Origin of the sequence: Bacillus sp. B1(2022), assembly GCF_040259625.1 — a bacterium.
In the GTDB taxonomy this organism is placed as follows: domain Bacteria; phylum Bacillota; class Bacilli; order Bacillales; family Bacillaceae; genus Bacillus; species Bacillus velezensis.
Genome location: NZ_JANIFO010000002.1, coordinates 141,432 through 153,517, shown reverse-complemented (window position 1 = coordinate 153,517; position 12,086 = coordinate 141,432). Strand labels below are relative to the sequence as shown.

General features: G+C 50.2%; 2 protein-coding genes. Both read left to right on the top strand.

Annotated features, from left to right (window positions below; translation table 11 throughout):
• Positions 1 to 14 precede the first annotated feature (14 nt).
• Positions 15 to 6,326 (top strand): type I polyketide synthase, encoded by a 6,312-nt coding sequence (locus NQS30_RS04420; RefSeq protein ID WP_218791289.1) that lies wholly within the window; start codon positions 15 to 17, stop codon positions 6,324 to 6,326.
• Between the two features lie 23 nt (positions 6,327 to 6,349).
• Positions 6,350 to 12,076, top strand: coding sequence for a type I polyketide synthase (locus NQS30_RS04415; RefSeq protein ID WP_015240159.1), 5,727 nt, complete (start codon positions 6,350 to 6,352; stop codon positions 12,074 to 12,076).
• Positions 12,077 to 12,086: the final 10 nt, after the last annotated feature.

Genomic DNA, 12,086 nt, shown 5'->3' with positions numbered 1-12,086 from the left:
ATGGAGGAAACCATATGAAAGAGTTTCTGCACCGGGTTTTTTCTGACGTCAAAAATAAAAAAATGACAAAACAGGATGCGATCGGCATTTTGCGCGATTATGATATGCGGATGGGACTTCGCCAAGCGGCTTCCCTTCATCCGCTTGCTCAGCAGCATATTTCTGATGAAACGGGACAGGGATTCTCGGCAGCTTTCAGCGGCCGGGAATTTTTTCTCGCTGATGTTTCTTTACAGCGTAAAAAGCTTATGCCCGGAGAACTTCTTTTGGAAATGGCGAGAGCTGCGGCTGTTTTGACAGTAAAGGAGACTGAGGCTGTCCGGCTGACACATATCGTGTGGTCAAAGCCCATTCTGACTGAGGCTGAGCCGTTCCATATCGAAATCAGGCTGATACCCGCAGAGGGTGAAGCCAAAAGGTTTGAGATTTACAATCCATTTTCTGCCGATTTCAGTCATCATGATGTGTACAGCCAAGGGATGATTCAGCCAGTTGATGCTGCGCCTGGCATGCTGGATATCAGCCGCTTGAAGGAAAACAGCGGTTCCCTGATGGATCAGCAGCAAATTGAAGCCATCACTCAGAACGATACCGTTCAATACAGTGAGCACATGAAAGGAATTGAGCGTATTTACGCCTCAGCAGGACGGATGCTGGCAGACATATCAATTCCATTGACAAACCAAAAAGAATCCGCCCGATTCGGCCTCCCTCCCTGTGTGATGAAAAGTGTGACAGAGGCATGCGCGCTGCTTGGCGGCAAAGAATATAAAACGCTCGCCCCGGTTTCATTGGACGAGCTTTTGTTTTATGAATCTTGTCCTGACAAGGTATGGGCCGAGATACAAGAGAAGGCGGGGAGCTTTTATATTGATTTATGTGACGAAGAAGGGAAAATATGGGCTTCCCTATCAGGGTTGAAGCTGCAGCCTGTCATCAAGACGGGCGCTCCCGGAAAAACCAATGCCGAACACCGCAGTGAACGTTTGTATGAACAAACGCTTCTTCAGCTCAAAACGCTGTTTGCCCTGACTACAAAAATTGCTGTTTCCAACATAGATACTGAAGAGCCGCTGGAAACCTACGGAATCGACTCAGTCACTGTGACGAAATTGAACCGCGAATTGTCTCTGCTTTTCGGTGACCTTTCCAAAACGGTTTTTTACGAATATAAGACACTGGGATCTCTGGCAGCTCACTTTGTCACGGATTATCCAAAAGAATGCCGAAAATGGACAAATGATGATGACCACCGTTCAGGCATATCAGAACAGGTTTTGGCAAATGAAGATTTTCCGGTGCTTCCGTCGTTTATCAAGCGAAAGAAACGGCCTGCTTTTTCCAATGAGAACCAGACAAAAGAAGGGATTGCGATTATCGGAGTCAGCGGACGTTATCCGCAAGCTGAAACACTTGAAGAGTACTGGGATAACTTAGCGGCCGGAAAAGACTGTGTGACGGAAATTCCCGAAGAGCGCTGGGAAAAGGACAAGTACTACAACCCTGATCCTGAAGCGGCCGTGAAAGAAGGGAAAAGTTACAGTAAGCGGGGCGGGTTTCTGAAAGATGCCGCTTTCTTTGATCCGCTGTTTTTTCAAATTTCACCCCGTGATGCTTTGAATATGGACCCGCAGGAGCGTCTCTTTATTGAAATGTGCTGGCAGGTGCTGGAGGATGCCGGTTATACGAAGGAACAGCTTGAGAATTTGTATAACGGCCGGGTCGGCGTTTTTGCGGGCATTACGAAAAACGGGTACGGAATGTACTGGAAAAACGGCGGCACCCTGCAGCCGAAAACGTCGTTCAGTTCAGCGGCCAACAGAGTTTCCTATTTTCTTAATCTGAAAGGGCCGAGCATGCCGGTCGACACGATGTGCTCGTCTTCGCTGACTGCAATTCATGAAGCGTGTGAAAACATCCTTCGCGGCGAATGCGACATGGCGATTGCCGGCGGTGTGAATGTGTATACGCATCCTTCGGCTTATGCGGAGCTCAGCGCCTATCGAATGCTTTCAAAAGACGGAACGTGCAAAAGTTTCGGTGAAGGCGGGGACGGATTTGTTCCCGGGGAAGGCGTCGGGGCCGTGCTGTTAAAGCCGCTGTCAAAAGCGATAGCTGATAAGGACCATATTTACGGGGTGATTCGCGGCACTCATATCAATCACGGCGGCAGAACAAACGGGTATACAGTGCCGAGTCCGAGCGCTCAGGCTGACGTGATTTCCGGCGCGCTTGAAAAATCAGGAATACATCCGCGGATGATCAGCTGTATCGAAGCCCACGGCACGGGCACTGAACTCGGAGATCCGATCGAAATAGACGGTTTGACCCGCGCATTTCAAACGAAAACGTCAGATAAAGGTTTTTGCGCCATCAGCTCAGTTAAATCCAATATCGGGCATTTGGAAGCCGCGGCAGGCATTGCCGGTGTAACGAAACTGCTGCTTCAGTTTCAAAAACGACAGCTGGCTCCCTCTTTACATTGCAGAAAATTGAATCCGAATATTGCATTCGACCGGACGCCGTTTGTGGTGCAGCGTGAATTGGCAGACTGGAAACGGCCGGTCATTGAGGAAAACGGAGCGCAAAAAGAGATTCCGAGAATCTCGGGAATCTCTTCTTTTGGCGCGGGCGGGGCAAATGCCCACATATTGATAGAAGAATATATTGAACCTGATAGGGAGATTTATGAGCCATTCACAGATGAAGATCCCGCAGTCATTTTATTATCCGCCAAACAGGAGGCCAGTCTGAAGCAGCGGGCGCAGCAGCTTCTTCAAGCGATCAGAAAAAATGACGTCACAGACCGCAGCCTCCGGGATGCGGCTTACACCCTTCAAACCGGAAGAGAAGCGATGGAAGAACGTGCTGCGTTTATCGTGACGTCGACAGAGCAGTTAGCGGAAAAACTGCAGCGTTTTATTGACGGCGGGACAGACGGCTGCTTCAGGGGAAAAAGCAAACAGTATAAAGACATTCTAGCCGTTTTTAAGGATGAAGATATGCAGGAAGCCGTCCGTAAATGGATGAAACGAAAAAAATTCGCGAAGCTTCTGGAACTTTGGGTAAAAGGGCTGAAGGTTGAATGGTCAGAGCTTTATAACGGCAGCCTGCCGCATCGCATCAGCCTTCCCGGTTATCCATTTATAAAGGATCGGTATTGGCCGGACGATGCAGCGCCGGACAATGTTCGTGATGCTGAATCACATTCTGAAACATTTCGTGAAATCCGCTTTTTACAGAAAAGCTGGGCAGAAAGCAGCCGTGTTCCGGCTAAGGAAGTGCGGGGCGTCATCGGAATAGCTGCTGATCACCAGACAGGAAATTTAGCCGTTGAGCTGTCCCGTTATTTCCCCGAGTCTGAAATCATTGACGCTGCATCACCGGAAATATCCGGGGACGCGGCCCGATTTGGCGGTCTGATTGATGTGACCGGATGCGGGACGGAAATCAATCATGATGACGGCTGGATTCATCGTCTGCAGTCTCTCATTGACAACAGAAACCGCGGCCGAAAGCTTCAGCTGCTTTGTGTGACAAAGGGGCTTGAACCCTTTGCAAATGAAACGATAAATCTCTCAGGTGCAAAAAAGGCCGGATTGTACCGGATGCTCCAAAGTGAGTATAAGGATATCCGCTCGCGGCATATGGATGCAGAACGGACTGCCGAAGATCCTGAGCTGGCAAACCAGATCGCAGATGAGTTTTTTCGCGATTCTGAAGACATCGAAGTGTGTTACCGAAACGGTGTGCGCTATCACGCGCGGTTAAAGGAAACAAACAGCTTAGCTGAAAAAGAATTTTCATTTCCGAAAGACCATGTGCTCTGGATCACCGGAGGGACCCGGGGACTCGGATATTTATTTGCCCGGCATTTTGCCGAACGTTACGGAGTCACGAAACTCGTGCTTACCGGAAAAGAAACAATGCCGCCGAAAGCGGAATGGGATGATCATATCAAACGGAATTCCCCGTTTTCCGATAAGGTGAGAAGAATTAGAGAGCTCGAACAAAAAGGTATCCGAACGGAAGTGCTGTCTGTATCTTCCGGCCCTGAATATGAGCAGGCCGTCAGCCGTGTGAAAGATCAAATGGGGCCGATAGGAGGCGTGTTACACGCAGCGGGAGCAGTAGATCTCGATCATCCGGCCTTTATCCGCAAAACAAGCGAACAGATGATGCCCGTGCTTGAGCCTAAAACAGACGGACTGGACCTTTTGTATCAAGCGCTGCACAAGGAGCCTCTCCGGTTTTTTGCGCTGTTTTCTTCAGTGTCCGGCGTGATGCCGGAATTAGGAGCGGGACAAAGCGATTATGCCATGGCTAACGCCTATATGGATTATTTTGCGGCTGCAAAAGGTTTTCCGGTGCTGAGCATCCAGTGGCCGAGCTGGAAAGAAACGGGTATGGGCGAATCAAAAAGCCGGGCCTATCAGAAAAGCGGTTTAAAGAGCATCACTGACAGAGAAGGGCTGAGCCTGTTTGATGCCATCATGGCAGGCGATTGCGGATCTGTTATTATGCCGGCCGTCATTCACCCGGAAAAATGGGAGCCTGACCGTCTGCTGCTTTCATCCGGCCTGACTGAAACAAAGCAGCAGGAACAGGCCGATACAGAAAGCGTTGAGGAGTGGCTGACGGGCATTTGCTGCCGGGAATTAAGACTGGAGCCGTCAAGATTTGAATCTGATACACCGTTTCAAGATTACGGAGCCGATTCCATCATGCTTGCCCAAGTGTCCAGAGCGATCGGAAAGAGGATCAAAGCTGACCTTGACCCGGCGGTGCTGTATGAATACCCTACGGTTGCTGCGCTGGCGGGATGGCTTGAAACAGCATATCCGGAAATCAAAGCTGCCGTTTCAAAACCGGTTCAGCCTGAAATCCCGGACGCTCCCAAACAAACAGCAGCCGCTGTTATTCAGCCTTCTCGTGCTAGAGCGGCGCAAGACATCGCTGTTGTCGGAATGTCCTGCCGTTTTCCGGGAGCTGAATCAATTGAAGCTTATTGGAAGCTGCTGTCTGAAGGAACGTCAGCCATTCAAAGAGTTCCGAAAGAGCGCTGGAAAACGGAGAAGGCGGATTATGCGGGCCTTTTACAAAATGTAACGCATTTTGACCCGGAGTTTTTCCTTATTCCCGAAGAAGACATCAAGGCAATGGATATCCAGTCCTTTCTTATATTAGAAGAGGCGCTTCATCTGTTCAGAGACAGCGGTTACTCTTTACAAGAAATGAAAGGCAGGTCAGCCGGTGTCTATTTAGGAGGACGCGGCGGCAGTATGCCTGATGAAAACCGTCTGAAGCATGCAAAAAATCCGATAGTCGCAGCCGGTCCGAATTACTTAGCGGCCAATCTTTCTCAGTTCTTTGATTTGAAGGGGCCGAGTCTTGTTTTGGATACGGCCTGTTCTTCAGCGCTTGTCGGTATGAATATGGCGATACAGGCGCTTTCTTGCGGTGAAATCGACTCAGCGGTGGTCGGGGGAGTCAGTGTGCTGGAATCCGGTCAAACCCACCGGATGTTCGAACTTCGCAATCTGTTAAGCGAAGAGCCTGCGTTTCATATTTTTGACCGCCGCACCGGTGGCATCGTATTGGGAGAAGGCGTCGGAATGGTGTATTTAAAAACAGCGGCCCAGGCTGTAAAAGACGGGGACCGGATTCATGCGGTCATTAAAGGCATTTCCGTAAACAATGACGGCAGAACCGCGGGGCCTGCCACACCGAATATACAGGCGCAGAAAGAAGTGATGGCCAAGGCGCTTGCCAAAAGCGGCAGAAAAGCGGAGGATATCAGCTACATTGAAGCAAACGGTTCAGGCTCTGAAGTAACAGACCTTTTGGAACTGAGGGCGATTGAAGCGGTGTACCGTATGCAAAACAGCGCGCCTTGCGAATTGGGGTCGATGAAGCCGAATATCGGACACCCGTTATGCGCTGAAGGGATTGCCGGATTCATTAAAACAGTGCTTATGCTCTCGCGCCGAATGCGTGTGCCTTTCCTTTCGGGCAAAGAGCCGATGACGCATTACGATCTGTCCGCCTCGCCGTTTTATTTTTCGCACGCTCTGCGTGAATGGACGGATTCACCGCGGATTGCCGCCGTCAGCAGCTTCGCTGACGGAGGGACGAATGCTCATGTCATAATGGAAGCCTGGGAGCAAGAGGCGTATACCCCTGTTAGAAAGCCTTTGCCGAGACAGGAATTAAAACGCCGGCCCATTCGTCCGGACAAAGCCGAAAGCCTGCATGGAAACGCACATAAGTCCCGTCTGAATACGTTTTGGAAACAAATGAAGACTTACGATTGCGCTGAAAATTGAACGTCGATATGGAGGAAGTTCATATGCAAGAGCAGCTTCTTATTAACAATCAGCATCCCGTTCTGAAACATCATAAAGCCTATGGAAAGGAACTGCTGCCGGGTCTGGCTTATATTGACCTGATCTATCAGACTTTCAGAGAAAACGGTTTTTTTCATGCCGGCCTTGAACTCAGGCACTTATCGATTTTTCACCCTTTAGCTCCTGAACAGGGAGAAACAATCCTGCTTTCCGTTAATTGTACAGAGAACGGCGAAGGGCAGTGGAAGGTAGAGGTGAAAGGGCAAAAACAAGGTGACGAAGCAGCAGAGACAAAGGTATATGCCGCGGCGCAAATGCATTCCGTCAAGCCCGCCGGCTTCCAAGAAAGCGTCCGGATGGATGCCGTAAAACAAACGGCGGCAGAAATACCGCTTGAGGACATTTACGCGGAATGCAGGGATCAAGAACTGGTTCATTCAGGAATGATGAAAGGCTGCGGAAGCGTCTACCAAACTGAAAAAGAGATTTATATTGATCTGTCGGTGCAAAAGGATCAGCTGGAACATGCAGAAGAGACGATGTTTCATCCCGCATTGATAGATGCGAGCAGCATCGGCTCCAATGTATATCTCGCTCCTTTGACGAGGAAGGAGGGGCAATTATTTCTGCCGCTGTTTTATGAATCGTTTTATTGCGCCGAATTGCTGCAGACGACATGTATCACCAAGATAAAAAAAGAATCCGTCACCCGTAAGAAAGATCTCGTTTACGTGACAATGGAGTTTTTCAATGAGGAAGGCAGAAAAGTCGGCGAACTGAAAAACTTCGCCAATAAACTGGTGAGGGACCCGGAACAGATCAATCAGAAACGGCAAAAGAAAGAACCTGACGGGCGGAATGCCGTCCCGGCTCCGCAAGCGGAATCGGCGCCTTCTGAGCCCCGCCGTGCGGAGGCTTCCGCCGGCCTTACTGAACAGTGCATCCTTTATTTAAAAGAATTGCTTGCCGCCCGATTGAACAAACCTGTGAAAGAGATTGACCCGGATATCGGCTATTATGAAATGGGGCTGGATTCTCCGGGGCTGTTGGACATGGTAAAGGAAATTGAACAAAAAATCGGAACGCAGCTACTGCCGACACTGTTATTTGAATACACGACCATCGCGGAATTGGCGGGATATTTGTGCGAACATTACGGAGCCGGTTTCGGCCATGCTCAAAACGGGCATTCAAGTGCTGAGCCTTTGCCCCGGGAAAAAAAGAGGACGACCCAAATCCGCGTGAAAAAATCGGCGTCAGCCGGGACGCAGAATGGAGATATTGCGATTGTCGGGATGGCGGGACGGTACCCCGGTGCCAAAAATCTTCGTGAATTTTGGACAAATTTAAAAAATGGAGAAAACAGCGTAACGGAAGTGCCTCGTTCCCGCTGGGATACGAGGACATATGAGCATTTGCGATCGCCGTCCGGCAAGCCGATTTCCAAATGGGGCGGTTTTATAGACGATCCGGATTGTTTTGACGCGAAATTTTTCCGGATTTCTCCGCGAGAGGCAGAAGCTAAAGATCCGCAAGAACGATTGTTTTTAGAAACATGCTGGGAAACGATTGAGGATGCGGGCTACACCCCGGAAACAATCGTTCAGCCGAAAGGGCCGAATAAGAGAATGAACGTCGGTGTGTTTGCGGGGGTGATGCATATGGATTATTCTCTCGCCGGCGCTGAAGCTGCGGCTAAAGGGCTGGTCTTTCCTTATCCCTTGAACTATGCGCCGATCGCAAACCGGGTTTCATATTTTTGCAATTTTCACGGGCCGAGCATGGCGGTTGACACGGTGTGTTCGTCATCTTTGACGGCCGTTCATATGGCGGCGGAAAGTCTGAGACGCGGTGAATGTGAAGCAGCTCTTGCCGGAGGCGTCAATTTATCATTGCACCCGACAAAATATATCACATACGGCTTGATGGATATGCATTCGAGTGACGGGCTGTGCCGCACGTTCGGCGAAGGAGGCACAGGCTATGTCTCAGCTGACGGCATCGGGGCCGTGCTGCTGAAGCCGCTTCACAAAGCCGAAGAAGATAAGGATCATATTTATGCGGTGATAAAAGGCAGCGCCGTCAATCACGTGGGGACCGTCAGCGGGATTACCGTGCCGAGTCCCGTGGCGCAGGGGGATATGATAGCTGAATGTCTTGAAAAGACGGGGATCGATCCCCGGACGATTTCTTATGTGGAAACGCACGGAACCGGAACTTCTTTAGGAGATCCGATTGAAATACAAGGTCTTGTTAAAGCTTACCGCACGTTTACGGAGGATCGGCAATTTTGTGCGATCGGTTCCGTTAAATCGAATATCGGACATGCGGAATCAGCTGCCGGGATCAGCGGGCTTCATAAAACGGTTTTGCAGCTGTTTCACAAAACGCTTGTTCCTTCTTTGCACTCAGAGACGATGAATCCGTATCTCCGTTTAGAGGACTCGCCATTTTACGTGCAGCAAAAAACCGAGTCATGGAAAAGGCCGGCGTATACAGAGAACGGCCGTGAGCATGCCTGCCCGAGACGCGCAGGCATCAGTTCATTCGGGGCGACGGGTTCAAACGTTCATCTCATTTTAGAAGAGTACAGGCCTAAAAACCTCGGTATTACGGAGGATCAAGAGAGACCGTATATCGTGCCTCTGTCAGCGAAAAATCCGGAGCGGCTGAAGGAATACGCTGCCCGCCTGCTGATGTTTCTCAAAGATAAAGCGCTTGAAGGAAGCAGTCCGCTTCATGACAAAATAGATACAATGCAAAATCAGCTGGAAGATGCATTGCGAGGTGTTCTGGCCGAAGTTCTGCATGTTGCGGCCGGTTCGGTAGATGATGAACAGGATTGGAAGGAATTCGGCTTGGATGTCATGCAGCTGACACAGTTTTCTGAGCTGATGACGGATCAATACGGGCTGGCAATAGACATGACTGATCTCATACAGCATACTTCCGTCCGGACTTTAGCAGAATGTCTTACAAACGATGTGAAACATAAGAATATTCTTTCCGGTCTTTTCGGTCAGTCCGGCTTAGATAAGCAGCCTGATGAACCTTTTTCCTTGCGGTCACTGGCGTATACGCTGCAAACGGGACGGCTGGCAATGGAAGAGCGGCTTGTTTTTTTAGTGGACGATCAAGCAGACCTGATCAGGAAATTAACTGAATTTACAGAACGAAAACGGCAGATTGACGGCTGCTTTCAAGGGCGGTCTGATAGCGGAACGGAAATCAGGGGTTTCCTGAATGATGATCAGGATACGGAGGAGCTGATCCGAAAATGGATGGACAGCGGCACTTACAAAAAACTTGCGGAGCTGTGGTCAAAAGGATTTGAGATAGACTGGACGCGGCTGTATCGGGAGGAGAAACCGCGCAGGATGAGTCTGCCGACGTACCCTTTTGCAAAGGAACGATATTGGATACCGGAGCCCGATCATCCCGTCACTTCCGCAAATACAGAAAGCAGGCTTCACCCGCTGCTTCACCGCAATACATCAGATTTGTTAGAACAAAAATTCAGTACGATACTGAACGGAGATGAATTCTTCTTAGCCGATCATATCGTCCGAAACAAGCGTGTTCTCCCCGGGGCGGCTTATCTTGAAATGGCGAGAGCCGCGGCTGAACTGGCTGCCGCGCCGTTAGCCGCTGAATACACGGCTAAAACCGGCATTTCGCTGCGGTATATCAGCTGGATACGCCAGGCCGTTCATAAAAAAGAGCCGCTGCGTATGACGACAGGGCTTTCTTTGGAGGATAACGGCAATGTTTCATTTCAAGTGTACAGCAATGAAAATGATTCAGACATTTATTGTGAAGGCAGCGCTGTGATTGAGCCGCTGTCTGAGGCGCCGGTTTTGCATATTGAACAGCTGAAAGCGCGATGCCGCAAAAAAGTGCTGTCAAAAGAAGACTGCTATGCGGCGTTTGCAAAGGCGGAAATTGTATACGGACCTTCACATCAAGGAATTGATCACATTTATTGCGGGGAAAAAGAAGCTTTGGCAAAATTGGTGCTCCCCGCTTCCGTTTCTGATGAAGCCGAACAGTTTGTGCTCCATCCGAGTCTGATTGATTCCGCTTTTCAGGCGGCCATCGGCGTTATGAATGAAGATCAAGCGGGTTATCCGGAGCAGCCGTTAATGCCTTTTGAATTGCATGAACTGACCGTTTTTCATCCGTGCAGGCCAAACATGTGGGCTGCCGTGTTTGTGACGCATGAAACATTGGCCGTGCGAAGAATGGACATTGATATATGTGATGAACGCGGCAATGTGTGTGTAAGGATAAAAGGATTTTCTGCCCGGATGGCCGAAAGTGCGCCGGCCGTAACCGATAATAAGCAATACGATCTCCCGGGTAACCTTACCGGAGCCGTCAAACTGATGCAGGTATGGGACGCGGAACCGATAGACAACCGAACCGGCTTCTCCATTTCCGAAGCAAAAGCTGTCATCATAGGCGGTACAGACGGGCAGGCGGACGCGGTTTTACGATTGTTTCCTAAAGCTGTGCGATTTGATATCGGCCAAAGTGCTTCCGTTGAAGTGATATCTGATCGGCTCCGCCGTCTCGGTGAGATTCAGCATATGATCTGGTTTGCCCCTCAGCCGGCTGATTCTGACAGCCATGATCAAAAAAGCGGGGTGCTGCAGATTTTCAGAGCGGCCAAAGCTCTTATCGGTCTCGGGTATGGAAAAGAGCAGCTCGGGATGACGGTGATTACGCACCAAGCACAGCCTATCACCCAATATGATGAGGTGCGTCCCGCTCATTCCAGTGTGCACGGTTTTGTCGGGTCTCTCGCTAAAGAACATCCGAGCTGGCACATCCGTCTGGCCGATCTTGAAGACGGGGGGGATTTCCCCGCAGAAGACATATTCAGCCTGCCCCGCGACCGTACGGGTAAAGCATGGGTGCGCAGACATCAGGAATGGTACCGGCCTCAATTGCTTCCGGTCCAAAGCGGGCCGTCTGAAAGTGTTCCTTACCGCTATGGAGGCGTATATGTCATCATCGGCGGTGCGGGAGGCATCGGCGAGGTTTGGACAGATTATATGGTGACGACGTATAAAGCCCGAGTCGTCTGGATCGGGAGGCGGCCGCTGGACAGCCGGATACGCCAAAAAATAGACCGGTACCAGCCATCAGGCCCGGCTCCCGAATATATAGCCGCAGATGCTTCTGATCTTCCATCGCTTCAGCGCGCCTATGAACAGATTAAAAACACATACGGCATCATCAGCGGCGTCGTTCATTCAGCGATGGTATTTGCGAATGAAAGCGTAAAAGATATGGAAGAATCACAGTTTCACGCCGGTCTTGCGGCGAAAGTGGATATTTCCGTCAACATTGCCGAAGTATTTGCGAAAGAGTCTTTGGACTTTATTCTCTTTTTCTCTTCGGTTATTTCATATATTAAGAATCCGAATCAAAGTCATTATGCGGCGGGGTGCGCATTTAAAGACGCATTTGCCCATGAGCTTTCCGGACGGCTGTCATGCCGGGTCAAAGTGATGAACTGGGGTTATTGGGAGCGGGCTGACAATCACATTTCTGAAGAGTTTGACAGACTGAGTGCAATCGGTCTCGGGCTGATCAGCCGGGCGGAAGGGATGCAGGCGCTGGAAACTCTGCTGACGCAGCCGATCTCCCGCATGGGGCTGATGAAGCTGACCAAGCCGATTCCGATCGAGGGAATGAACCCTCATGAATTTGTGACTATCTGATTGCCTGTCA